Source organism: Cupriavidus sp. PET2-C1 (assembly GCF_054515855.1).
Genome location: NZ_CM137259.1, coordinates 739,038 through 762,454 on the forward strand (window position 1 = coordinate 739,038; position 23,417 = coordinate 762,454).

General features: G+C 68.1%; 18 protein-coding genes. 8 read left to right on the forward strand and 10 right to left on the reverse strand.

Features of this window, described 5'->3' with window-relative positions:
• Nucleotides 1-68 precede the first annotated feature (68 nt).
• The 4 genes from ACX12D_RS03375 (at nucleotide 69) to ACX12D_RS03390 (ending at nucleotide 4,038) form a co-directional block, all read left to right on the forward strand.
• On the forward strand, nucleotides 69-977 hold the full coding sequence (locus ACX12D_RS03375) for a phosphoribosylaminoimidazolesuccinocarboxamide synthase (RefSeq protein WP_441641391.1): 909 nt from the start codon (nucleotides 69-71) through the stop codon (nucleotides 975-977).
• 167 nt (nucleotides 978-1,144) lie between these two features.
• Nucleotides 1,145-1,642 (forward strand): 5-(carboxyamino)imidazole ribonucleotide mutase, encoded by a 498-nt coding sequence (gene purE / locus ACX12D_RS03380; protein ID WP_006158083.1) that lies wholly within the window; start codon nucleotides 1,145-1,147, stop codon nucleotides 1,640-1,642.
• Nucleotides 1,643-1,701: 59 nt separating this feature from the next.
• Complete coding sequence (locus ACX12D_RS03385; RefSeq protein ID WP_459372921.1) at nucleotides 1,702-2,946, forward strand: 5-(carboxyamino)imidazole ribonucleotide synthase; 1,245 nt, start codon at nucleotides 1,702-1,704, stop codon at nucleotides 2,944-2,946.
• 105 nt (nucleotides 2,947-3,051) lie between these two features.
• Entirely contained in the window at nucleotides 3,052-4,038 is a 987-nt protein-coding gene (locus ACX12D_RS03390; RefSeq protein ID WP_459372922.1) for an L-threonylcarbamoyladenylate synthase, read from the forward strand.
• Between the two features lie 502 nt (nucleotides 4,039-4,540).
• Here the strand turns inward: ACX12D_RS03390 and dacB are convergent.
• From dacB to ACX12D_RS03415, 5 genes are all read right to left on the reverse strand, one after another.
• The gene (dacB, locus tag ACX12D_RS03395; RefSeq protein ID WP_459372923.1) at nucleotides 4,541-6,076 is read right to left on the reverse strand and encodes a D-alanyl-D-alanine carboxypeptidase/D-alanyl-D-alanine endopeptidase; all 1,536 of its coding nucleotides are present in this window, start codon (nucleotides 6,074-6,076) and stop codon (nucleotides 4,541-4,543) included.
• A gap of 71 nt (nucleotides 6,077-6,147) precedes the next feature.
• A complete protein-coding gene (locus ACX12D_RS03400) occupies nucleotides 6,148-6,735 on the reverse strand; it encodes a MarR family winged helix-turn-helix transcriptional regulator (protein ID WP_459372924.1) in 588 nt (195 codons plus the stop codon).
• Nucleotides 6,736-6,799: 64 nt separating this feature from the next.
• The gene (locus tag ACX12D_RS03405) at nucleotides 6,800-7,309 is read right to left on the reverse strand and encodes a DUF3237 domain-containing protein (protein ID WP_459372925.1); all 510 of its coding nucleotides are present in this window, start codon (nucleotides 7,307-7,309) and stop codon (nucleotides 6,800-6,802) included.
• The gene (locus tag ACX12D_RS03410) at nucleotides 7,306-8,508 is read right to left on the reverse strand and encodes an ABC transporter substrate-binding protein (protein ID WP_459372926.1); all 1,203 of its coding nucleotides are present in this window, start codon (nucleotides 8,506-8,508) and stop codon (nucleotides 7,306-7,308) included. Before ACX12D_RS03410 ends, ACX12D_RS03405 begins: the two co-directional genes overlap by 4 nt.
• 92 nt (nucleotides 8,509-8,600) lie before the next feature.
• Nucleotides 8,601-9,881: a flavin-dependent oxidoreductase gene (locus tag ACX12D_RS03415; RefSeq protein ID WP_459372927.1), complete on the reverse strand. Its 1,281-nt coding sequence runs from the start codon at nucleotides 9,879-9,881 to the stop codon at nucleotides 8,601-8,603.
• Between the two features lie 367 nt (nucleotides 9,882-10,248).
• On the opposite strand from ACX12D_RS03415, the gene ACX12D_RS03420 reads away from it, so the two are divergent.
• Nucleotides 10,249-10,458 carry a hypothetical protein gene (locus ACX12D_RS03420; RefSeq protein ID WP_459372928.1) on the forward strand — a complete coding sequence of 70 codons (210 nt, stop codon included), beginning with the start codon at nucleotides 10,249-10,251 and terminating at the stop codon, nucleotides 10,456-10,458.
• A 96-nt stretch (nucleotides 10,459-10,554) separates the two neighbouring features.
• Here ACX12D_RS03420 and ACX12D_RS03425 read toward each other — a convergent pair whose 3' ends face one another.
• Nucleotides 10,555-11,019, reverse strand: coding sequence for a PACE efflux transporter (locus ACX12D_RS03425; protein ID WP_459372929.1), 465 nt, complete (start codon nucleotides 11,017-11,019; stop codon nucleotides 10,555-10,557).
• Nucleotides 11,020-11,136: 117 nt separating this feature from the next.
• Between ACX12D_RS03425 and ACX12D_RS03430 the strand changes: the two genes are divergently transcribed.
• On the forward strand, nucleotides 11,137-12,042 hold the full coding sequence (locus tag ACX12D_RS03430) for a LysR family transcriptional regulator (RefSeq protein ID WP_459372930.1): 906 nt from the start codon (nucleotides 11,137-11,139) through the stop codon (nucleotides 12,040-12,042).
• A 22-nt stretch (nucleotides 12,043-12,064) separates the two neighbouring features.
• Here ACX12D_RS03430 and ACX12D_RS03435 read toward each other — a convergent pair whose 3' ends face one another.
• Complete coding sequence (locus ACX12D_RS03435; protein ID WP_459372931.1) at nucleotides 12,065-13,042, reverse strand: tripartite tricarboxylate transporter substrate binding protein; 978 nt, start codon at nucleotides 13,040-13,042, stop codon at nucleotides 12,065-12,067.
• 253 nt (nucleotides 13,043-13,295) lie between these two features.
• On the opposite strand from ACX12D_RS03435, the gene ACX12D_RS03440 reads away from it, so the two are divergent.
• Both ACX12D_RS03440 and ACX12D_RS03445 read left to right on the forward strand, forming a co-directional pair.
• On the forward strand, nucleotides 13,296-13,997 hold the full coding sequence (locus ACX12D_RS03440) for a response regulator (RefSeq protein ID WP_183033479.1): 702 nt from the start codon (nucleotides 13,296-13,298) through the stop codon (nucleotides 13,995-13,997).
• Complete coding sequence (locus ACX12D_RS03445; RefSeq protein ID WP_459372932.1) at nucleotides 13,990-15,417, forward strand: sensor histidine kinase; 1,428 nt, start codon at nucleotides 13,990-13,992, stop codon at nucleotides 15,415-15,417. The genes ACX12D_RS03440 and ACX12D_RS03445 overlap by 8 nt, the downstream gene beginning before the upstream one ends.
• 36 nt (nucleotides 15,418-15,453) lie before the next feature.
• Here the strand turns inward: ACX12D_RS03445 and ACX12D_RS03450 are convergent, their stop codons facing one another.
• The 3 genes from ACX12D_RS03450 to ACX12D_RS03460 are packed head-to-tail and all read right to left on the reverse strand — an operon-like array spanning nucleotide 15,454 to nucleotide 23,411.
• On the reverse strand, nucleotides 15,454-16,944 hold the full coding sequence (locus tag ACX12D_RS03450; RefSeq protein WP_459372933.1) for an efflux transporter outer membrane subunit: 1,491 nt from the start codon (nucleotides 16,942-16,944) through the stop codon (nucleotides 15,454-15,456).
• Between the two features lie 9 nt (nucleotides 16,945-16,953).
• Complete coding sequence (locus ACX12D_RS03455; protein WP_459372934.1) at nucleotides 16,954-20,250, reverse strand: efflux RND transporter permease subunit; 3,297 nt, start codon at nucleotides 20,248-20,250, stop codon at nucleotides 16,954-16,956.
• Nucleotides 20,250-23,411 carry an MdtB/MuxB family multidrug efflux RND transporter permease subunit gene (locus ACX12D_RS03460; protein ID WP_459372935.1) on the reverse strand — a complete coding sequence of 1,054 codons (3,162 nt, stop codon included), beginning with the start codon at nucleotides 23,409-23,411 and terminating at the stop codon, nucleotides 20,250-20,252. Before ACX12D_RS03460 ends, ACX12D_RS03455 begins: the two co-directional genes overlap by 1 nt.
• Between the last annotated feature and the right edge of the window lie 6 nt (nucleotides 23,412-23,417).

Sequence of the window (23,417 nt, forward strand, 5' to 3'; positions counted from 1 at the left end):
GTTCTGGCCCGGCGCCAGAATCATTCTGTTAGTGCCTCCCATCGGAACCACCGAACCACCGAACCGCCATGTCGAACGCTCTCTACCAGTCCTCCATCACTTCGCTGCCGCTGCTCGGCCACGGCAAGGTCCGCGACAACTACGCCGTCGGCGACGACAAGCTGCTGATCGTCACCACCGACCGCCTGTCGGCCTTCGACGTCATCCTGGGCGAGCCGATCCCGGCCAAGGGCCGCGTGCTCAACCAGATGGCCAACTTCTGGTTCAAGAAGCTGGCTCACATCGTGCCGAACCACGAAACCGGCGTTGCCGCCGAGACTGTGGTGAGCCCGGCCGAAGTCGAGCAGGTGCAAGGCCGCGCCGTGGTGGTCAAGCGCCTCAAGCCGATCCTGGTGGAAGCCGTGGTGCGCGGCTACCTGGCCGGCAGCGGCTGGAAGGACTACCAGGCCACCGGCAGCGTGTGCGGCATCGCGTTGCCCGCCGGCCTGCAGAACGCGCAGAAGCTGCCCGAGCCGATCTTCACCCCGGCCGCCAAGGCCGAGATGGGCGAGCACGACGAGAACATCTCCTTCGCGGAAACGGAAGAGCGCATCGGTGCCGACCTGGCCCGCCAGATGCGCGACATCTCGATCCGCCTGTACAAGGAAGCAGCCGACTACGCCGCCACCCGCGGCATCATCATCGCCGACACCAAGTTCGAGTTCGGCCTGGACGAGAACGGCACGCTGACGCTGATGGACGAAGTGCTGACCGCCGATTCCTCGCGCTTCTGGCCCGCGGATTCGTACGAAGTCGGCACCAACCCGCCGTCCTTTGACAAGCAGTTCGTGCGCGACTGGCTGGAAGCCGTGCGCATCGACGGCAAGCCCTGGCCCAAGACCGCTCCGGCGCCCGCGCTGCCCGCCGACGTGATCGAGAAGACCGCCGCCAAGTACCGCGAGGCGCTGACGCGCCTGACCGGCGAGGAACTGCAGTAATTGTCAGGGTGGCGCAGGTGCCGGCCGAAGCCGGCAGGTGCGCCAATGCCGTCTGCAATGACGACGGCTGTCACTCCCTCTCCCCTCAGGGGGAGAGGGGAGCGAACCAACGCAGGACGAAGGTTGGCGCGGTCCCCAAGCGCCAGACAGATTTTTAAGGACTTAACGTGAGCAATACAGCCAAGCCGCTGGTCGGCGTTGTGATGGGCAGCAGTTCCGACTGGGACGTGATGCAGAACGCGGTCGCCATGCTGAAGGATTTCGGCGTGGCCTTCGAGGCGCGCGTGGTCTCCGCCCACCGCATGGCCGACGACATGTTCGAGTACGCCGCCACCGCGCGCGAGCGCGGCCTGCGCGCCATCATCGCCGGTGCCGGCGGTGCCGCGCACCTGCCCGGCATGATCGCCGCCAAGACCATCGTGCCGGTGTTCGGCGTGCCGGTGCCGTCGCGCTACCTGCGTGGCGAGGACTCGCTGCTGTCGATTGTGCAGATGCCCAAGGGCGTGCCGGTCGCCACCTTCGCCATCGGCGAAGCGGGCGCCGCCAATGCCGCGCTGCACGCCATCGCCACGCTCGCCACCACCGACGACGCGCTGGCCGCCGCGCTGGAAGCGTTCCGCGCCAAGCAGACCGAAGCTGCCCGCGCCATGACGCTGCCGGTGTAATACGCACATTCGCACGCACACCGACTAGCCCCAAGCCCCCGAATCCGGAAAGACGCGTAATGCCAACCGATATCCATCCCCACCTGGTCGAAGCCCACACGCCGGAGTCGCGTGCCGAGTTCGGCATCGACAATCCCAGCGCGCCGGTGCTGCCCGGCGCCTGGCTAGGCATGCTGGGCGGCGGCCAGCTCGGCCGCATGTTCACCCATGCCGCGCAGTCGATGGGCTACAAGGTTTGCGTGCTCGATCCGGACCAGGACAGCCCGGCCGGCACGATCGCCGAGAAGCACATCTGCGCGGCCTATACGGATGAAGCCGCGCTGGCCGAAATGGCCAAGCTGTGCCCGGCGGTGACTACCGAGTTCGAGAACGTGCCCTCGCTCTCGCTCGACCGGCTGGAGCAGCTCGGCGCCTTCGTCGCGCCGCGCGGCTATTGCGTGTCGATCGCGCAGAACCGCATCGGCGAGAAGAAGTTCTTCGCTTCCTGCGCCGAGCGCACCGGCGTGCCCACCGCGCCGCACTGGGTGATCCAGCACGACGCGGATGTCGACCAGGTGCCCGAGGACCTGCTGCCCGGCATCCTCAAGACCGCGCGCATGGGGTATGACGGCAAGGGCCAGGCCCGCGTCAGGACCCGCGAAGACGTGCGTGCTGCGTGGCGCGCCATGCAGCACGTGCCGTGTGTGCTGGAAAAGATGTTGCCGCTGGCCTACGAGGTTTCGGTACTGGCCGCGCGCGCTGCCGACGGTACCACCGCCACCTGGCCGCTCGCTGAAAACGTGCACCGCGACGGCATCCTGTTCTCCACCGTGATGCCGTCCACCAGCGTCTCCGACGAGATCGCCGCGCGCGCCCGCGCCGCGGCCGCCACCATCACCACCGAGATGGGCTATGTGGGCGTGCTGTGCATCGAGTTCTTCGTGCTGACCGATGGCTCGCTGGTCGCCAACGAAATGGCGCCGCGCCCGCACAACTCCGGCCACATCACCATGGACGCCTGCGAGACCAGCCAGTTCGAGCAGCAGGTGCGCGCCATGGCGCGCCTGCCGCTGGGCAGCACGCGCCAGCATTCGGCCGGCAAGATGCTCAACCTGCTGGGCGACGTGTGGTTCGAATTCGGCCTGGAGCGCACGCCGGCCTGGGACGAAGTCGTGGCCCAACCCGGCGCCAAGCTGCACTTGTACGGCAAGAACGATGCGCGCCCGTCGCGCAAGATGGGCCACGTGAATTGCGTGGGCGGCGCGGCAACCGATGCCGAGCGCGCCTTCGACGCGGCCCTGACGGCATTGCACATTGCGCCTTGATGGCTTGCCCGGCGCATGCGCCGGGCTTTTCCGTTTTCCTGCTTTCGTCACCCCGTCGTTCCGTCGCTCCGTAGCTTCGTCGTAACGCCACCCCAGAGATTCCCGATGTCGCGCATGCCCACGCCCGCCGAACTTGACCAAGCGGTCCAACTGCTGGAGGCCGGCGAGCTGGTCGCCTTTCCGACCGAGACGGTCTACGGCCTGGGCGCCGACGCGGAAAACCCCGAGGCCATCGCCCGCATCTACGCGGCCAAGGGGCGCCCGTCCAATCACCCGATCATCGTGCACGTGGTGGATGGCGGCGACATCAGCTACTGGGTGGACGATGTGCCACCGGCCGCGCAAGACCTGATCGACGCCTTCTGGCCCGGCCCGCTCACGCTGATCCTCAAGCGCGCCGCGCATATCCCGGCGGCGGTTGCCGGCGGCCAGGACAACATTGGCCTGCGCTGCCCGTCGCATCCGGTTGCGCAGGCGCTGCTGAGCCGCTTCAAGCGTGGGCGCGGCGGCATTGCCGCGCCGTCCGCGAACAAGTTTGGGCAGGTCAGCCCGACCACGGCGCAGCACGTGCGCGACGAGTTTGGCGACGCGGTCTTCGTGCTTGAGGGCGATGACGTTGAGGTTGGCATCGAATCGACCATCGTGGATCTGTCGCGGCTGGAGCAGGGCATTGGCCCGGTGCTGCTGCGCCCGGGCGCCATCACGCCGGCCATGATGGCGCAGGTGCTGGGCGTCACGCCATTGCCGCCGGATGCTGCCGCGCCGCGCGCGTCAGGTACGCTGAAGGCGCACTATGCGCCGCATACGCCGTTGGGTTTGTGCGCTGCTGCGGATTTGCCTGCGCAACTGGTCGAATTGCCCGCCGACGCACGAGTGGCGTGGGTTGGTGTTCAGGCGGCTGCCGATCCGCGCTGTGTGTGGGTGCAAGCGCCTGCCGATGCCGAGGGTTATGCGCGTGCGCTTTATAGCTTGTTGCGTCGGCTGGATGGGGAGGGGTTTGCGCGGCTGGTGTTTGAGGCCTTGCCGGCTGGGCATGAGTGGGATGGGGTTCGGGATCGGTTGCAGCGGGCTGCAGCGGCGTTTGGGGGGTAAAGGGGGGGGGGGGTTGGTGGTTGGCTGTAACTGCAACTGCAACTGCAACATCAGCTTCAACTGCTTAACTTCAAGGTCAAGGGCAACTGCAGTTTCACCACCCCTGCGGGGCGGCGACCTACTTTTTTGTCTTGCCAAAAAAGTAGGCAAAAAAGGCGCGCCGGATGGGGCGACTACCCCCTCGGGCTTCGACGAAAAGAGCGGCCGGGACCCAAACTCGCATCGCCTTAAGGCGATACTCAGACATGGGTCCCTCTTTTCCGCTCTTTTCGCCGAAGCCCGAGGCGCCCCATACGGCCTCGGCACACCTTGACGGCTCGCTTCGCATCGCGTTGGGGTGTGGCCCGCCCTTCGGGCGCTTCACACGGCTACCACAATGGGTTTATCTTGCCGCTGGTTTTCTCCCCTCTCCCACTTGTGGGAGAGGGGCCGGGGGAGAGGGCGGGCGCTCGCTAGGACGCTAGCTCACCTTATTCCGTACCGGCTGCCAGTATCACGCCACTCAGGGTGCGCCCTGATATACCCATTGCAACAGGGCGTCGTGGGCTTCGCGGGCTTGTGCTGCGTTGGCGTGGTTGATGTAGCTGACCACCACATAGCGGTCGCCGTTCAGCGCATCGACATAGCCGGCCAGCGCGCGGACATCGTTCAACGTTCCCGTTTTCATGTAGGCATTGCCGGCCGCGCCGGCGCGCGTCAGGCGGTTGCGCAGCGTGCCGTCCACGCCGAGGATCGGCAGCGAATCGATCAGCACCGGGCCGACTTCACTGGCCAGCGCTTGCTGCAGCAGCCGCGACATATCGTAGGCACTGATGCGTTCTTCGCGCGATAGCCCGGAGCCGTTGTCCAGTACCAGGCCGGGCATGTCCAGCCCTTGGCGCGCCAGCCAGCGCTGCACCACCTTGGCCGAGCGGGTGGTGCTGGCCGGGCCGCTGCGATCCATCTCCGCGCCGATGGTCAGGTAAAGCTGGCGGGCCATCACATTGTTCGAGAACTTGTTGATGTCGCGCACGATCTCCGACAGGGGCTGGCCGTAGTGGCGTGCCAGCAGGAAGGCGTTGCGCGGGGCGCGGCCCATGCGCAGGGCTGGCTGGTGGGTGAAGCGGCCGCCGGCCAGTTGCCATTCGGCGACGAAGCCGCCCCAGGTGAATTCGTTGTGCGAGAGCGTGGCGATGTTGACCACGTGTTCGCCGCAGTCGGCGGCGTAGCTGCCGTCGAAGGAGGCCAGCACGGTGCCGTCGGGCTGGGGCGTGACGGCGGGGCGCGCGCGCGCCGACCAGTCGCCGCACTTGCCGTGGGACAGCGCCAGGCGGTTGTCGAGCTTGAGCTGCGCCAGCGCGGGCGTGACCGATACCGCGACCGACTGGTTGGCCGGGTCGGGCGTGATGGTAAACGACAGCGTCTTGAAGGCGTAGAGCAGCGCGTCGGGGCTGACGTTGTAGGCGCGCTGGGTTTCGCCATCGATGGTGGCGCCCTTGTCGAGGGCGGAATCGAAGTAGCTGCGGTCCAGCACCAGGTCGCCGTTGATGGTGGTGGCGCCCGCGGTGCGGGCGCTGTTGACCAGCTTGGCCATTTCTTCCGGCACCAGCTTGGGGTCGCCATAGCCGCGCAGGTAGACGTTGCCGTTGACGGTGCCGTCGGCGCCTGGCTGGTTGTCGGCGTACAGCGCGGTCTGCCAGCGGTAGCCGGGGCCAAGCAGCTGGAGCCCGGCGAAGGTGGTGACCAGCTTCATGGTGGAAGCCGGGTTCATCGGCGCTTGCGCGTTCCAGCTTGCGCGGGGCGCTGGCGCGCCGACCTTGATCACGTAGAAGCTGGTGGCCGAGGCGGGCACATGCGCGCGCTTGAGCGCGGCCGTTACGCTGCCCGGCAGGCCTGAGCGCGGCTCGGCGGACTCGGTCGCGGCGTGGGTGGCCTTGGTCTTGTGAGCGGGGGTCTTGGCGGCGGCGGTGCTCACGCCGCTGATGCACAACAGCCCGGCGGCGCAAAGCGGCAGCAGGCAGTGAAGAATTGGGGAAGGGCGATTCGGCATGGTGCCCATGTTAACGCATGGGCCTGGGCGCGGATGACGCCGCCATGCGATTTCCGCAGGTTTTTCCGCAGGAACTCCGTCTAGTCTTCCGCGGCGTTTGTGGGATCTTCCAAACGGGCCGCGCCGATCGCCTGCGGCGGCGCGAGCTTTCCGAGCAGCGTGCGCAGCGTATCTTGTTCCTGCGCTGACAATGCGCCCGCGACGCGCGCATCGTGCGCGCATACCGCGGCGGTGGCGGCTTCCAGCGTGCGCCGTCCCGCCGGGGTCAGCACCAGGCTGTAGGCGCGGCGGTCGTGCGGGGCCGGGTGGCGCGCCACCAGCTTCATGTCTTCCAGCGCGTCGACCAGCAGCACCGCGCCCGAGCGCGCGATGCCCAGGATGCTGGCCAGCTCGGTCAGCTTGAGCAGCGGATTGCGCGAGACGATCACGAGCGCGGAGAAACGCGGCGGCGTGATGTGCCACTGCGCCAGCGATTGCACGAAGTCTTCGTAGATACGGATCTGCGCGCGGCGGATGGCGTAGCCGACCAGGCCGTCCAGCACGCCGTAGTCGACGTTGGCGATATGCGGGTCGAATCCGCCGGGCGCATCGGCTGCCTGGCTGGCGCCGGCGGGATCGGGGGCGAGGGCGTCGCGGCTGCGGCGCGCTCGCGCCTTTGCTGTGGTCATGAGGCCTTGGCGTCGGTCGATGGATGTTGGGGAGGGCGTTGGGCTGCCTGAAAAACCGGGCTGCCTATACGACGCGAAAATACCGCATTTCCACCCGGTCCGGATAGCGGGCGCCGGTGGCGACAAACAGGTGCTGCATGAGCCAGTCGTAGCCGGGCGCCGCCGTCTCGAAGCGGGGCGTGGTGCGGAAATAGATCAGGCGCGGGTCGACGATCTCGCCGCCGGCCAGGCGCGCGATCAGCTCGGCGGGGCCGCTGCGCACGCCGGCGTTGACGATGTAGATGCGCGCGCCGTCGTCGGTCTCCAGCACGTAGCGGGCCTCGATGTCGGCCACGACGATGCCGTTGCCGGTATCGTGGCGCACCAGCTGGAAGTCCGCGCCGCCGGGCAGGATGCGCCCTTGCAGGCGGGGCCCGGAAACGACGCCGTCGAGAATGGGGATGACCCGCCGGTTGCCCAGCGCGCTCGCACCCACCTCGGTGACCGGCGCCAGCCGGAAGCGGAAGTCCGCCACGTGCTCCAGCGTGGGCGTGGGCAGGCCAGCGATGGCAAAGGGCGCGGCGGGCGCGGTCATTTCAGCAGCTTCCAGTTGCCATTGTCGATGGTCAGCATCACGCGGCCGCGGGTGTCAAAGCCGAAGTGATCCTGCGCGGTGTAGTTCAGCACGCCGTGCGACACCACGATATTGCGCTCGCTCTCCAGCGCGGTCTTGAGCGCGCGGCGGAATGCCGGCGTGCCCGGCTTGGCCTGCTTGAGCGCCACCGGCACGATGCGCTGCAGCACCAGGCCCGCATCGTAGGGGTGGGCGCCGAACTGGGTGCGGGTGTCGGGCCCGTACTGCTTCTCGTAGCGGCCCACGTAGTCCAGCCCCGGCTTCTTGGTGGCGGCGCTGTCCGGCAGCTGCTCGGCCACGATCACCGGCCCGGCGGGCAGGATGGAGCCGTTGACGGCTTTGCCGCCGATGCGGATCAGGTCCTTGGTGGCCGCCCCGTGCGTGTGGTAGACCGGGCCCGCGTAGCCGCGCTCGCGCAGCGTGGTGTGCGGCAGGGCCGCGCCGGTGCCGGCGCCGGCGATCAGCACCGCGTCGGGGCGGGCGGCGATCAGCTTGAGCGTTTGCGCTGTCACGCTGGTGTCCGAGCGCGCATAGCGTTCGGTGGCCACCAGGCGCATGCCGCGCGCCGTGGCGGCGGCGGTGAACTCCTTGAGCCAGGTCTCGCCGTAGGCGTCGGCAAAGCCGATGAAGGCGATGGTCTTGACGCCTTTGGCGTGCGCCGCATCCGCCACGGCCTCGGCCATCAGCTTGACTGGCTGGGCCAGCCGATACGTCCATTCGCCGCGCCCGGGCTTGAGCTCGATCGGCGAGAAGGCCAGCTGCACGGTCTGGCTCTCGTCGGCGACTTCGGCAATCGCGATCGACGGCGCCACCGCCGACGAGCCGAGGATGATGTCGACCTTGTCCTCGCTGACGAAGCGGCGCGCTACCTTGGTGGCCTGGGTGGGATCGGAGCCGTCGTCCAGCACGATGTAGCGGATTTTCTCGCCGGCGATGGTCTCCGGCAGGAAGGGCATGCTGTTCTTCTGCGGGATGCCGAGCGAGGCCGACGGGCCGGTCGACGCGATGCTGACGCCGACCGTCACTTCGGCAAGCGCGGGCGCGGCGCCGAGCGCGGCGGCAAGGCTGGCGGTGACGGCGAGCGCAAGGCGGCTGGCGGGCGTGGCAAGGCGTCCAACGTGTCTAAGGCGTGTAGGGCGTGTAGGGCTGGGGCGCGGCACGATGTCTCCTATTCTTCGAATGACGCCGGCTTCTCAGGGCCGGTCGGGGGGCATGATACGACGGACTGGCGCAATCACAGCGCGCGACCCGCTTAGCGCGGCGGCACCTGCAGCGATTGCCGGTCGAAGCCGGCGAGCTGCTTGTAGCGCAGCGCGATCGCTTCGAGCTCGGTGCGCGGGATCACGGTTTCGATATCGCTGAAGCCCTGCGGCGCGCGCTGCTCGGCCAGCTGCATGACCTGCTCGGGCCCGTTCATGCGGTTGCGCAGCACGATGGCCGCGGTGCGCGGCAGCCGTTCCGCTTCGTACTCGCGCAGCGCATGGCCGGTGCCGGAGGCGTCGCGCGGCGCGCCGTTGGCCAGGAGGCTGTCCATCAGGTAGCGCGCATCGAGGATGGCCTGCGCGCTGCCGTTGGAGCCGATCGGGTACATCGGGTGGGCGGCGTCGCCCAGCAGCGTCACGCGGTCGAAGGTCCAGCGCGGCAGCGTGTCCTTGTCGACCATGGGGAATTCGTAGATGGCCTGCGCGCCGTCGATCAGCGCGGGGATGTCGATCCAGTCCCAGCGCCAGTCCGCAAAGGCTTCGCGGAACACGGACTTGTCGACCTGCTTGTTCCAGTCGCTGCGCGGCGGGGTATCCGGCGCGCTGTCGGGCACGCGCAGCTCGGCGATCCAGTTGACCAGCGAGCGCCCCTGGCGGCGCAGCGGCTCGGAGATCGGGTAGGCCACGAACTTCTGGTCCTGGTGGCCCGCCATGAACATCGAGCTGCCATCCAGGTACGGCGGCGCCTCGGTGACGGCGCGCCACAGCGTGCGGCGCGAGAAGCGCGGCGCGTCGCCCTGCGGATAGAAGTGGCGGCGCACGGCGGAGTGGATGCCGTCGGCGCCCACCAGCACATCGGCCCGCGCCGTGACTTGCGCGTTGTCGCTGCGCCGGCGCAGCGTGAACTCCACGGGATCGCCCGCGCGCGCGCCGGTGCTCGTGACTGCTTCAAACGTATGGCCGGCATGCACGCGCTCAGCGCCCAGGCGCTCCACCACGGTGCGGTAGAGCAGCATCTGGAATTCGCCGCGATGGATGGAGAACTGCGGCTGGCCGTAGCCCGCCGCGCGCCCGCGCGGCTCGTGCCAGATGCGCTGGCCGAGCTTGTTGTAGTAGGACAGGGACGAGGTCTGCACCGCCAGCTCGGCCAGTGCATCGTGCAATCCCAGCTCGGACAGCTCGCGCACCGCGTGCGGCAGCAGGTTGATGCCCACGCCGAGCGGGCGCAGCGTCTCGCTGGCTTCCCAGACCTCGGCCTCGATGCCGTGCCGGTGGCACAGCAGTGCCAGCGTCAGGCCGCCGATGCCGCCACCGGCGATCGCGATCTTCATGGTGTTGTCTCCTCGGCTTGTTAGAGGCCGTTTCAAAAAGATTCTGGCGTCGTTGCGCGGCCTTGGCCGATCCACTTGTACGGTCTGCGGCCGGCAGCCATATTGTTATGTAGTATAACTAAATGCGCGAAGGCTTCAAGCCGGGCGGCGTGCGGGGAAACCCGCAATCGAGCGGCGCCGACATGGCACGCGCACGGGATTTGTGGGAATCCGCTGACACGATGTTCGGCCATAGCCCCGTCACGCAAAGCGACGCCGCCCGCCATACTGAAAACACCTGCCGCAAATGTGGACCATGCGGTAACACGCAATAGCGCGGCCTGGGTGCATTGCCAGGCGCAAAGCCAATTCCACAAGGAGCCTCATCATGCGTACCGTCACCCTGTCTATCCTGCTTGCCACGCTGCTGAGCGTGGCGGGCTGCGCCGATCTGACGCCCAGGCAGCGCAATACCGCCATCGGTGCGGGTGTTGGCGGTGTGGCCGGTGCGGCACTGATCGGCGGCCCGGCGGCCACTGTCGGTGGCGCGGCGCTGGGCGGTGTGGTTGGCAACGTGATCACGCCCGGACGCCGGTAAGGCACAAGCTAGCCACGCGCAGCAATGCGAAGTGGCCGGCCAAAATGCAAAAAGCGGATGCCGTCGGCATCCGCTTTTTGCTTCCTGATCGCTGGGTCAGCAGGCTGACTTCGCGACCGCCTTTGTGGCATTCCCGCTGTTCCCCGCGGCGCCGGCCACCGGGAACACGGCATCGTAGGTCCAGTTGTAGATGAACGCATAGACCACGTAGAAGGCCGCCAGGGCGATGTCCATGATGAATGCATCGAAGAGACTCATGTCGAGGTACCACGCCACCATCGGCAGGAACACCACCAGCAGGCCCAGTTCGAACAGGATGGCGTGGAGCACCCGCACGGCCACCGGCTTGCGCAACTGCCCGGTGAACCGCAGCATGGCCTTGTCGAACAGCACGTTGTAGGCGTAGTTCCAGCCGGCGGCGATCAACGATGCCACCACGGCGAGGATGCCGATCTGGTGCAGGGCGAAGCCAAAGACCCAGCTGCCCACGGGCGCGACAATCAGCAAACCGATCACTTCAAAGCCGATGGTGTGACGAATTCTGTCCTTGGTGCTGCGCATGATACTTCCTGTCTGGCGTGTGAATAGAGGGCATTCTATCGAGTATTCTGGGATGGTAAAGTTGGGTTCTATCGCTTAAAACGATGGATGGGCAGCCGCCCGTCCCAAGGAATCGACATGAGCCTCTCGCTCGAGCAATTGCAGGCCTTTGCCGCGGCCGCGGAATGTGGCTCTTTCTCCGCTGCCGCGCGCCGGCTGGGCAAGGCCCAGTCGGTTGTCAGCGCGGCCGTGTCCAATCTCGAGATCGACCTGGGCAACCAGCTGTTCGACCGCGGCGGGCGCTATCCCACCCTGACCGCCGCGGGCGAACGGCTGCTGGCCGAGGCGCGCGTGATCCTGGAGCGTTGCGAGCATTTCCGCGGCGTGGCCAAGAGCCTGGGCGAGGGCGTGGAGAGCCGCCTGGTACTGGCGGTGGACGAACTCTATCCGGAGGAAACCCTGGGCGTGATGCTGGAAGAGTTCTCCGAGCGCTTCCCGGCGGTGGAACTGGAGCTGCTGTTTCCGTTGATGGAAGACGTCAGCCGGCTGGTGCTGGAGCGTTGCGCCGATCTGGGCATCATGTGGCGCCAGGAAGTGCTTCCGCCGGAGCTGGGCTTCCGCGCGCTGGGCTGGGTGCCGATGCGGATCATCTGCGCCCCCGACCATCCGCTTGCGGACCAGCGCGTGGGCTGGGAGGAACTGAAGCGCTACCGGCAGCTGATGGTGGCCACCCGCACCGATAGCGAGGAAAAAATGCGGCTGCGCGTGGCCGCCGAAGTCTGGTGGGTGGAAAGCCAGTGGGTCATCGTTGAGCTGGTCAAGCGCCGGCTGGGCTGGGCCTTCGTGCCCTGGCACGTGGCGGCCAACTCGCCGGCGGGCACGCAACTGGTGTCGCCCGCGCTGGAGTTCGACGACCAGGACTGGCCGGTGGCGATGGAGCTGGTGTGGCATAAGCAGCGGCCGCTCGGCAAGGCCGCCACCTGGCTCAAGGAGCGGGTGAGCAAGCAGCCGCTGCCGCGTCCGGAGGCGCCTGCCCGGCCGTAGCCGATGCCGGCAGCTATCGGAGCTATCGGGTCAGCCCGAATTCCTTGGCCAGCGTGCCATAGCGCTGCACCGTTCGCTGCACATAGGTATCCAGGTCGGCGCCGCCCAGGTCGGCCGGGAACAGGCCTTGCTCCGCGCGCAGCCGGGCGAATGCCGGGCTGGCCTGCAGGCGTTCGAAGCGGCTGGCCCAGCGCTGGTAGTCGGCCTGCGCAACCTTGGGGCCCATGTAGAAGCCGCGCAGGATGGGCCAGACGATGTCGAAGCCCTGCTCGCGCGCGGTGGGCACGCCGGCCAGCCTGCCGGGCAGGCGCTGCGCCGCCAGCACGGCCAGGATGCGGATGCCGCCCGCGCCGAGCTGCATGGCGGCCTCCGACGCGTCGCCGGACACCGCCTGGACGTGCCCGCCCTGCAGTGCCGTGAAGGCCTCGCCGCCACCCTCGAAACCCACGAAGCGCATGCGCTTGTAGCCCACGCCGGCCTGCCGCGCCACCAGCGCGGCCTTCATCCAGTCCTGGTTGCCGATGGTGCCGCCGGCCCCGAACAGTACCTGGTCCGGATCCGACCTCAGCGCGGCCACCAGGTCCTTCAGGGTCTTGAAGGGCGAGTCGGCGCGCACCGCTATCACGCCATAATCGGTGCCGAGCGCGCCGACCCAGCGCACATCCGCCGCGCCGTACTTGCCGAACTTGCCTTGGGCCAGCGCCAGAAGGGAGCCGTCTGAAAAGGCGACGATGGTGTCGGGCTCGGCGGGGCGTTGCGCCACGATGCTGTTGTAGGCCACCGCGCCGATGCCGCCCGGCACGTAGGCCAGCCGCATCGGCTGCTCGGTGAACCCGGCTTCGAGCAGCGCGCGCTGCGCCAGCTTGCAGGTCAGGTCAAAGCCGCCGCCGGGCTTGGCGGGCACAATGCATTCCGGCGCGGCCGCCGCCGGCCGCGCGCAGGCAGCGGCGAGGGCGAGCGCCGCGCAGGCAAAGCGCAGGGCGGCCAGAACGTGGCGCATCGATTCTCCTCCGGAGCAAATTGGACGGCAGACAGCTTACAAGGAAATCCCAAACAAATCCGCTGGCTGCCAATGCGAAAATCAGGCATAACTGAGCGCGCCCCGAAGCACTGGACGAAGCCGCCGAACAGGCCAAAGCCGCGCGCCATGACGACGGCTGTCTCCCCCTCTCCCGCCATGCGGGAGAGGGGAGCAAACCATGCGCATGACATAGCGTGACGCCAGCTGGAAACAAGCAGGAGAACACCTTCCCATGAGAGTACTGCTGGTCGAGGACCACGATGAACTGGCCACCTGGGTGATGCAGGCGCTGCGCGCGCTGCATTTCACCGTGGAGCGCGCGGCAGACGCGGCCAGTGCGGAATCCTTGCTGTTCAGCACCCACGCCGGCAGCGCGGGCGGGGCCGGCAGCGACTACGCGCTGGTGTTGCTGGACCTGACCTTGCCCGACCGCGACGGCCTGGACCTGCTCGCGCGCCTGCGCGCTCGCGGCTGCCGCGTGCCGGTGATGATCCTGACCGCGCGCGGCGAAGTGGGCGACCGGGTCAAGGGCCTGGACCTGGGCGCCGACGACTATATGGCCAAGCCCTTCGACCTGGCCGAGTTCGAGGCGCGCGTGAAGGCGCTGCTGCGCCGCGCGCGCCAGACCGAGGCGCCGCTGGTGGTGTGCGGCGGCCTGGGGTTCGATACGGTGTCGCGCCATTTCCAGGTGGGCGGCGTGCCGCTGGCGCTGACGCCGCGCGAGCATGCGGTGCTGGAGATCCTGATGACGCCACCCGGCAAGACCGTCAGCAAGGACCGCATCTACGCCAGCATCTTCACCCTGGCCGACGACACCCAGCCGGATGTGATCGAGGTCTACGTGCATCGCCTGCGCCGCAAGCTCGAAGGCTCGGGCGCCGCCATCGTGACCTTGCGCGGGCTGGGCTACGTGCTGGAGCCCAGCGTTGGCTGAGCCGCGCAAGCGCGCCGCCAGCCTGCGCGCACGCCTGCTGTGGTGGCTGATCCCGCCCATGCTGGCGCTGCAGGCCGCGTACGGCGTGGTGGCTTACTCCAACGCGCTGGAATCCGCCGACCAGGCCTATGACCGCACCTTGCTGGCATCGGCGCGCAATATTTCCGAGCGCATCACGCTGACCCCCGAAGGCGTGCGTGTGGACGTGCCGTATATCTCGCTCGATACCTTCGAGGTGGGGATGAACGCCACCATGTTCTACCGCGTCAGCGGCGTGCATGGCGAGTTCGTCTCGGGCTACGACGACCTGCCGCCATTCGATGCCAGCCAGCCGCGCACCAAGCTGTATCCCGCGCTGGTGAGCTTCTATGACCGTACTTACCGTGGCCAGCCGATCCGCATCGCCGCGCTGCGCCAGCCGGTGATGGACGCCAGCGGCACGCGCGGCGGCATGGCCCTGATCGAGGTGGGCGAGACGCTGGACTCACGCCAGGCGCTGACGCGCAACATCCTGTTCGATGTGCTGTGGGGCCAGCTGATGCTGGTGCTGGCCGCGGTGCTGGTGATCTGGCTATTCACGCGGCGCGCGCTGGCGCCGCTCGATGCGCTGCGCGAAGCGGTGGCGCAACGCCAGCCCGGCGCCACCACGCCGCTGCCGCTCGACAGCGCCCCGCGCGAGACCGCGCCGCTGGTGGAAGCCATGAACGGCTACATGGCACGGCTGGAACAGGTGCTCGCCGCGCAGCGCCGCTTTATCGCCGACGCGGCGCACCAGTTGCGCACGCCGCTGGCCGTGCTGCACACGCAGGCCCAGCTGGCCGCGCGCGAGCGCGATCCCAACGAGCAGCGGCGCATCGCGCAGGGCCTGGCCGACAGTACCGCGCGCATGGCCGCGCTGGCCGACCGCCTGCTGTCGATGGCGCGCGCGGCGCACGGCGGGGCCGAGGCGCCGCGCGCGCTGGACCTCGCGGCGCTGGTGAAAGAGGTTTGCCTCGAGCTCACGCCCGCTGCGCGTGCGCGCCGCATCGACCTGGGCTTCGAAGGCGGGGGCGCGCAGCCAGTGCTCGGCACCGATCTGCTGCACGAGCTGGTGACCAACCTGGTCGACAATGCCCTGCGCTATACGCCGTCGGGCGGCATGGTCACGGCGCGGGTCTTGCGCGCGGGCGAGGCGGTGGTGCTGGAAGTGGAGGACGACGGTCCCGGCATTCCCGCCGCGGAACGCGCGGCGGTGCTAGAGCCGTTCTACCGCGGCAAGGCGGCGGGTTTGAAGGTGCCGGGTGAGGCGGCTCCCGCTGGCTCGGGGCTTGGCCTGACCATCGTGCGCGACATCGCCATGGCGCATGGCGCGTCGCTGGTGCTGCTGGATGGCGCGCAGGGCAGGGGCCTGCTGGTGCGGGTGCGCTTCCCGCCGGCATAGGGCGGCGGGGAGGCTCCCACCGCTATTTGTCATTTGCTATTGCGTTGCCGAGCCGCCGGGCGCTGTGCCGGCCGGCGCCGTATTCGATGCGCTATCCGTCTCGATATGCCAGCCGCCGCCCAGCGCCTTGATCAACACCGCGCTGGTCGTGTACTGGCGGCCCACGATGGTCAAGTAGGTGCGCTCCGCCGTGTAGGCGGTGGTCTGCGCGGTCAGTACGTCCAGCAGGCTGGCGGTGCCAGCGCGGTAACGGTTGTTGACGAGGGCAAGCGCATCGCGCGCCGAGCGCAGCGCGTCGTTCTGCACCACGCCTTCTTGCTCCAGCAGGCGCGCGCCGGCCAGGTTGTCCTCGACTTCCTGGAACGCGGCGAGCACCGTCTGGCGGTAGTTGGCCACGGTCTGGTCGTAGGCCGCCACCGCCTGCGCCTTGGCCGCGCTGCGCAGGCCACCGTCGAACAGCGTGCCGGCCAGCGCCGGGCCGATCGACCACACGCGGTCCGGCAGCGACAGCCAGCGCGCCAGCGTGCTGGCGGAAAGGCCGCCGGTGGCCGATAGCGACAGCGTCGGGTAATACGCCGCCTGGGCCACGCCGATCTGGGCATTGGCCGCGGCCATGCGGCGCTCGGCCGCGCCGATATCGGGCCGGCGTTCCAGCAGCGCCGACGGCACCGCGACAGGCACGCGCGGCACGGCGGCGGCATAGTCCTGCGGCGTGATGGAGAGGTCGGCCGGCGGCTTGCCGGTCAGGATGGCGATGGCGTGCTCGAGTTGCGCGCGCGTGATCTGGATATCGATCTGCTGCGCCTGCGCGGACTTGAGCTGGGTCTCGGATTGCAGCACGTCCGAGCGCTGGGCGGTGCCGGCTGCGTACTGGTTGCGCACCAGCTGCAGGGATTTCTCGTAGTCGACTACCGTGCGGTCAAGCAAGGCCTTCTGCTGGTCGGCGATGCGCAGCAGGAAATAGCTCTGCGCCAGCGTGGACTGGGTCGACAGCAAGGTCGAAGCCAGGTCGGACTGGCTGGCCTGCGCGCTGGCTTCGCTGCTTTCCACCTGCCTGCGCACGCGGCCCCACACATCGATTTCCCAGCTGGCCGACAGCGTGGCGTTCTGGCTGTTGCCGATCAGGCCGCTGCTGCCCCTCGAGCGGTTCAGCCCGGCCGATGCGCCGACCGTGGGGAAGTAGCCGGCGCGCGCCGATTGCAGCGCGGCCAGCGCTTGCCGGTACTGCGCCTCGGCCGCCTTGATGTTCTGGTTGGATACCTGCACCTGCGCCATCAGCGTGTCGAGTGCCGGATCGCTGAACACCGCCCACCAGTTGCTGCGCGCGCTGGCATCCTGCGGCTCGGCCGGCTTCCATTCGCCCCACTGGGAGGTGTCGGCGGGTGCTTCCTTGAAGGCCGGGGTGGTGGGCGCGTCCGGCCGCTTGTAGTCGGGACCCACGGCGCAGCCGCTCAGCAGCAGGGCACAGGCTGCCGTCAGCACGGTCGCGGGGACGCAGAGGGCGGGGAGGCGAAGAAAAGCGTTCATGGATCGCATTCAGGGTTCGAGGCTGGCCGTGGCCGGACGCACGGCGGAGCGGCGCTGGCGCCAGGCTTTCACCTTCAGGCGCCAGCGGTCCAGCGTCAGGTAGACCACGGGCGTCGTGTAGAGCGTCAGCAACTGGCTGACCACCAGCCCGCCGACGATGGAGATGCCCAGCGGCGCGCGCAGCTCGGCGCCGTCGCCGTGGCCGATCGCCAGGGGTATCGCGCCGAGCAGGGCGGCCATGGTGGTCATCAGGATCGGGCGGAAACGCAGCAGGCAGGCGCGGTAGATGGCGTCATGCGGCGACAGGCCCTCGCGCCGCTCGGCGTCGATGGCGAAGTCGATCATCATGATGGCGTTCTTCTTGACGATGCCGATCAGCAGGATCACGCCGATCAGCGCGATGATGCTGAAATCCGTGCCCGAGGCCAGCAGCGCCAGCAGCGCACCCACGCCGGCCGACGGCAGCGTGGACAGGATGGTGAGCGGATGCACATAGCTCTCGTACAGCATGCCGAGCACGATATAGATGGTGATCAGCGCGGCCAGGATCAGCAGCGGCTGGCTCTTGAGCGAATCCTGGAAGGCCTTGGCGCTGCCCTGGAAGTTGGCCTGCAGCGTCTCCGGCACGCCAATGCGCGCCATCGCATCCTTGACCAACTCCGTGGCCTGCGATAGCGAGACGCCCTCGGCCAGGTTGAAGGAGATGGTGGAGGCCGCGAACTGGCCCTGGTGATTGACGCCCAGCGGCGTGCTGGTGGGCGTGAATCGCGCGAAGGCCGACAGCGGCACCCGCCTGCCGCCGCCAGTGACCACATAGATATCCTGGAGCGCATGCGGGCCTTCCAGGTACTCGGGGCTGAGCTCCATCACCACCCGGTACTGGTTGAGCGGATTGTAGATGGTGGACACCAGGCGCTGGCCGAAGGCATCGTTGAGCACCGCATCGATCTGCTGCGCGGAAACACCGAGCTTGGACGCGGTGTCGCGGTCGATGATCACCGAGGTCTGCAAGCCCTTGTCGTTGGTGTCGGTGTCGACGTCTTCCAGCCCCTTGAGGTTGGAGATGGCCGCGCGCACCTTGGGCTCCCACTCGCGCAATACGTCGAGATCGTCCGACTGCAGCGTGAACTGGTAGGCCGAGCTGCTTTGGCGCCCGCCAATGCGGATGTCCTGCACCGAGGTCAGGAACAGGCTGGCGCCGGGCTCCTTGGCCAGCTTGACACGCAGCCGGGCCACGATGGCGTCGGCCGACTCGCGCTCTGAAATCGGCTTGAGCGTGACGAACATCTGGCCGGTATTGCGTTGCGAGCCGCCGGTGAAGCCCGTCACATTGACCACCGCCGGATCGGACTGCACGATCTTGATGAAGTTATCGAGCTTGGGCCGCATGGCCTGGAACGAGGTGGCCTGGTCGGCGCGGATAAAGCCGATCAGGCGCCCCGTGTCCTGCTGCGGGAAGAAGCCCTTGGGCACGATGATGTAGAGCCAGACATTAAGGCCGATGGTGGCCAGCAGCACCAGCCACACCAGCCCGCTGTGGCGCAGCGCCACAGCCAGCGTGCGTGCGTACCCATCGTGCATCCAGGTGAACACCCGCTCGCTGGCGCGGTAGAAGCGGCCCTGGCGCTCGGGGCGCACCGGCTTGAGCAGGCGCGCGCACATCATCGGCGTGGCCGTCAGCGAGACCACCAGCGATACCAGGATCGCCACCGACAAGGTGATGGCGAACTCCTGGAACAGGCGCCCGACGATGCCGCCCATCATCAGCAGCGGGATAAACACCGCGATCAGCGACAAGCTCATCGACAGCACCGTGAAGCCGACTTCGCGCGAGCCCCTGAGCGCGGCTTCGAGCGGTTTCATGCCTTCCTCGATGTGCCGCGAGATGTTCTCCAGCACCACGATGGCGTCATCCACCACGAAGCCGGTGGCGACCGTGAGCGCCATCAGCGACAGGTTGTTGAGCGAGAAACCGGCCAGGTACATCACCGAGAAGGTGCCGATCAGCGACACCGGCACCGCCACGCTAGGGATCAGCGTGGCGCGCACATTGCGCAGGAACAGGAACACCACCATGATCACCAGCGCCACCGAGATCATCAGGGTGTGCTCCACCTCGCGCAGCGAACCGCGGATGGTGGGGGTGCGGTCCATCATCACTTCCATCTTGATGGCGGACGGGATCATCTGCTGCAGCGACGGCAGCATCTCGGTGACGCGGTCCACCGTCTCGATGATGTTGGCGCCGGGCGAGCGGTTGAGCACCAGCAGCACCGAGGGCTGGCCGTTGGCGGAGCCGGCGTTGCGGATGTCCTGCACCGAGTCGGTCACCTTGGCCACATCCGACAGCCGCACCGGCACGGCGAAGGAGTTCGGGCCGCCGCTGCTGGTGTTGCCGCCGGTGGCGCCGGTGCTGATGGTGGTGGTGCCGCTGCTGGTGGTCAGCGTGGTGGTGGTGACGCCGTTGACGGTCTTGGTGCTCACGCCGCCGCCCGCGGTGGCGTTGGCCGTGCTGGCGATCAGCGCACCGGCCGAGGCCGACGAGTAGGTGCCCGGCGTGGCGTAGCGGATGATCAGCGGCATGTAGTCCGCCGCCTTCATGGCCTGGTCGTTGGCGTAGACCTGCCAGTTGGTGGTGGTGTTTTCGAGCGAGCCGAGCGGACGGTTGGCGTTGGTGGCGCTGATGGTGTTGCGCACATCCTCCAGCGAGACACCGTACTTGCTGAGCGCCGTGGGGTTGAGCTCCACCCGCACCGCCGGCAGCGACGAGCCGCCGATGGTGACCTGGCCCACGCCCTCGATCTGCGACAGCTTCTGCGCCAGGATGGTCGAGGCCGCATCGTAGAGCTGGCCGCGCGTCATGGTGGGCGAGGTCAGCGCGATGATCATGATCGGCGCGTCGGCCGGGTTGACCTTGCGGTACGTCGGGTTGCTCGGCAGGCTGGTGGGCAGCGTGGCGCGCGAGGCGTTGATGGCGGCCTGCACGTCGCGCGCGGCGCCGTCGATGTCGCGCGAGAGCTCGAACTGCATCGTGATGCGGGTCGAGCCCAGCGAACTGCTGGAGGTGATCTCGGTGACGCCGGCAATGGCGCCCAGGGCACGTTCCAGCGGCGTGGCCACGGTGGCGGCCATGGTCTCGGGGCTGGCGCCGGGCAGCGAGGCGGATACCGAGATGGTGGGGAAATCCACCTGCGGCAGCGGCGACACCGGCAGCAGCCGCAGCGCCGCCAGCCCCGCCAGCAGGATGCCGATGGTCAGCAGCGCGGTGGCGACCGGGCGATGGATGAAGGTGGCCGACAGGTTCATTACGGCCTCGGCTCCGGAGCGTGCCCGGCTTCGCTGCCACCTGCGCTACCACCGGCGCCGCCACTCGTGTCGTCGCCAAACCGGCGCTGGCGCCAGGCTTTCAGGCGCGTTGCCACGCTGTCGAACGCCAGGTAGATCACCGGCGTGGTGAACAGCGTCAGCACCTGGCTGACCAGCAGGCCGCCCACCATGGTGATACCCAGCGGACGGCGCAGCTCCGAGCCGATGCCGGTGCCCAGCATCAGCGGCAGCGCCGCCAGCAGGGCCGCCATGGTGGTCATCAGGATGGGGCGCAAGCGCAGCAGGCAGGCCTGGAAGATCGCCTCGCGCGGCGCCATGCCGCCCTCGCGCTCGGCCTCGAGCGCGAAGTCGATCATCATGATGGCGTTCTTCTTGACGATACCGATCAGCAGGATGATGCCGATGATCGCGATGATGCCCAGGTCCTGGCCCGAGACCAGCAGCGCCAGCAGCGCGCCCACGCCGGCCGAGGGCAGGGTGGAGAGGATGGTCACGGGATGGATGGTGCTCTCATAGAGCACGCCCAGCACGATGTACATCGTGATCACCGCGGCCAGGATCAGCCACAGCGTGTTGGCCAGCGAAGCGCGGAAGGCCAGCGCGGCGCCCTGGAAGTCGGTCTGCATCGAGATCGGCAGGCCGATTTCCTGCTCCACCTTGGCGATCTTGTCGACCGCGGCGCCGAGCGATTCGCCCGGTGCCAGGTTGAACGAGATGGTGGCCGAAGGGAACTGGCCCTGGTGGTTGATCACCAGCGGCCCGGTGCGCTCGCTGATGCGCGCGAACGCGCCCAGCGGCACCTGCCCGCCGGAGGAGGAGGGCAGGCGCAGCTCCGCCAGCGACTGCGGATCGGTGCGGAACTGCGGCATGGCCTCCAGTACCACGCGGTACTGGCTCGCCTGGGTGAAGATGGTCGACACCAGGCGCTGGCCGAAGGCGCTGTACAGCGCGCTGTCGATCACCGCGGTGGTGATGCCAAAGCGCGCCGCGGCGTCGCGGTCGATATCCACATAGGCGCGCAGGCCGTTGTTCTGCTGGTCGCTGGCCACGTCGCGCAGCTCCGGCTCCTGCTTCAGGCGCTCGACCAGTCTTGGCACCCAGGTGGCCAGTGTGGTGGGGTCCGGGTCCTGCACGGTGAACTGGTACTGCGTGCGTGCCACGCGGTCCTCGATGGTCAGGTCCTGCACCGGCTGGGTGTAGAGCGAAACACCGCCGAGCTTGTCGACCGCGGCCTGCAGGCGGCGCGTCACGTCCTCGATGGAGTCGCTGCGCTGGTCCTTGGGCTTCAGGTTGATCAGGAGGCGCCCGGCGTTGAGCGTGGTGTTGGTGCCGTCCACGCCAATGAAGGAGGACAGGCTTTCCACCGCCGGGTCTTCCAGCACCACCTTGGCCACTGCCTGCTGCTTGAGTGCCATGGCGGGGAACGAGGTGGTCTGGGACGCTTCGGTAATGCCCTGGATCACGCCGGTGTCCTGCACCGGGAAGAAGCCCTTGGGCACCAGCATGTACAGCAGCACGGTCAGCACCATGGTGCCGATGGCGACCAGCAGGGTGAGCTTCTGGCGGTCCAGCACCCATTCCAGCGCGCGGCCGTAGCGGTCGATCACGTTGTCGAAGAAGCGGCCGCTGGCGCGGTGAAAGCGCGAGAGCTTCTCATCGGGCACATGGTGCAGCAGGCGCGCGCACATCATTGGCGTGAGCGTCAGCGAGACCACCGCCGAGATCAGGATCGACACCGCCAGCGTGATGGCGAACTCGCGGAACAGGCGCCCGACCACATCGCCCATGAACAGCAGGGGGATCAGCACGGCCACCAGCGAGAACGTCAGCGAGATGATGGTGAAGCCAATCTGCTTGGACCCCTTGAGCGCCGCCTCCATGGGCGAATCGCCCTTCTCGATGTAGCGCATGATGTTCTCGATCATCACGATCGCATCGTCCACCACGAAGCCGGTGGCAATGGTCAGCGCCATCAGCGTCAGGTTGTTGATCGAGAAGCCCGCCAGGTACATCACGCCGAAGGTGCCCACCAGCGACAGCGGCACCGCCACGCCCGGGATGATGGTGGCGGGCACATTGCGCAGGAAGACGAAGATCACCATCACCACCAGCGCGACCGCCAGCAGCAGCTCGAACTCCACGTCGCGCACCGAGGCGCGGATGGTGGTGGTGCGGTCGGTCAGCAACTGCACCTTGACCGAGGCCGGCAGCGCGTTCTGCAATTGCGGCAGCAGGGCCTTGATGCGGTCCACCACCTCGATCACATTGGCGCCGGGCTGGCGCTGGATGCTCAGCACGATGGCCGGCTTGTCATTGGCCCAGGCCGCCAGGCGGCTGTTCTCGGGGCCGTCGACGATGTTGGCCACATCGGTGATGCGGATCGGCGCGCCGTTCTGGTAGCCGACGATGATCTGGCGGTACTCGTCGGCGGACTTGAGCTGGTCGTTGGCGTCGATGGTGGAGGCGCGCGCGGGGCCGTCGAAGCTGCCCTTGGCGCCGTTGACGTTGGCGCTGCCGATCGCCGTGCGCAGGTCGTCGATCGACATGCCGAGCGCGGCCAGCGCGGTCGGGTTGGCCTGGATGCGCACTGCCGGGCGCTGCCCGCCGCTGATGCTCACCAGCCCCACGCCCTGCAGTTGCGAGATCTTCTGCGCCACGCGGGTGTCCACCATGTCCTGCAGCTTGGGCAGCGGCATGGTGTCGGACGTCATGGCCAGCGTCATGATCGGCGCGTCGGCCGGGTTGACCTTGCTGTAGACCGGCGGCATCGGCAGGTCCGCCGGCAGCAGGTTGCCGCCGGCGTTGATGGCGGCCTGCACCTCTTGCTCGGCCACGTCCAGCGACAGCGTGAGCTCGAACTGCAGCGTGATCACCGAGGCGCCGCCCGAGGATGACGACGACATCTGCTTGAGGCCCGGCATCTGGCCGAACTGGCGCTCCAGTGGCGCCGTGATGGACGAGGTCATCACATCCGGGCTGGCGCCCGGATACAGCGTGGTGACCTGGATGGTCGGGTAATCGACCTCCGGCAGCGCCGACAGCGGCAGCAGCTTGAAGGCCACCAGGCCCGACAGCAGGATGGCGACCATCAGCAGCGCGGTGGCGACCGGCCGCTCGATGAACAGGCGTGAGGGATTCATGCTGGG

Coding starts and splice junctions, on each gene's coding strand:
- ACX12D_RS03375 (WP_441641391.1), top strand. CDS start 69: ATGTCGAACGCTCTCTACCAGTCCTCCATCACTTCGCTGCCGCTGCTC.
- ACX12D_RS03385 (WP_459372921.1), top strand. CDS start 1,702: ATGCCAACCGATATCCATCCCCACCTGGTCGAAGCCCACACGCCGGAG.
- ACX12D_RS03390 (WP_459372922.1), top strand. CDS start 3,052: ATGTCGCGCATGCCCACGCCCGCCGAACTTGACCAAGCGGTCCAACTG.
- dacB (WP_459372923.1), bottom strand. CDS start 6,076: ATGGGCACCATGCCGAATCGCCCTTCCCCAATTCTTCACTGCCTGCTG.
- ACX12D_RS03400 (WP_459372924.1), bottom strand. CDS start 6,735: ATGACCACAGCAAAGGCGCGAGCGCGCCGCAGCCGCGACGCCCTCGCC.
- ACX12D_RS03405 (WP_459372925.1), bottom strand. CDS start 7,309: ATGACCGCGCCCGCCGCGCCCTTTGCCATCGCTGGCCTGCCCACGCCC.
- ACX12D_RS03415 (WP_459372927.1), bottom strand. CDS start 9,881: ATGAAGATCGCGATCGCCGGTGGCGGCATCGGCGGCCTGACGCTGGCA.
- ACX12D_RS03420 (WP_459372928.1), top strand. CDS start 10,249: ATGCGTACCGTCACCCTGTCTATCCTGCTTGCCACGCTGCTGAGCGTG.
- ACX12D_RS03425 (WP_459372929.1), bottom strand. CDS start 11,019: ATGCGCAGCACCAAGGACAGAATTCGTCACACCATCGGCTTTGAAGTG.
- ACX12D_RS03430 (WP_459372930.1), top strand. CDS start 11,137: ATGAGCCTCTCGCTCGAGCAATTGCAGGCCTTTGCCGCGGCCGCGGAA.
- ACX12D_RS03435 (WP_459372931.1), bottom strand. CDS start 13,042: ATGCGCCACGTTCTGGCCGCCCTGCGCTTTGCCTGCGCGGCGCTCGCC.
- ACX12D_RS03440 (WP_183033479.1), top strand. CDS start 13,296: ATGAGAGTACTGCTGGTCGAGGACCACGATGAACTGGCCACCTGGGTG.
- ACX12D_RS03450 (WP_459372933.1), bottom strand. CDS start 16,944: ATGAACGCTTTTCTTCGCCTCCCCGCCCTCTGCGTCCCCGCGACCGTG.
- ACX12D_RS03455 (WP_459372934.1), bottom strand. CDS start 20,250: ATGAACCTGTCGGCCACCTTCATCCATCGCCCGGTCGCCACCGCGCTG.
- ACX12D_RS03460 (WP_459372935.1), bottom strand. CDS start 23,411: ATGAATCCCTCACGCCTGTTCATCGAGCGGCCGGTCGCCACCGCGCTG.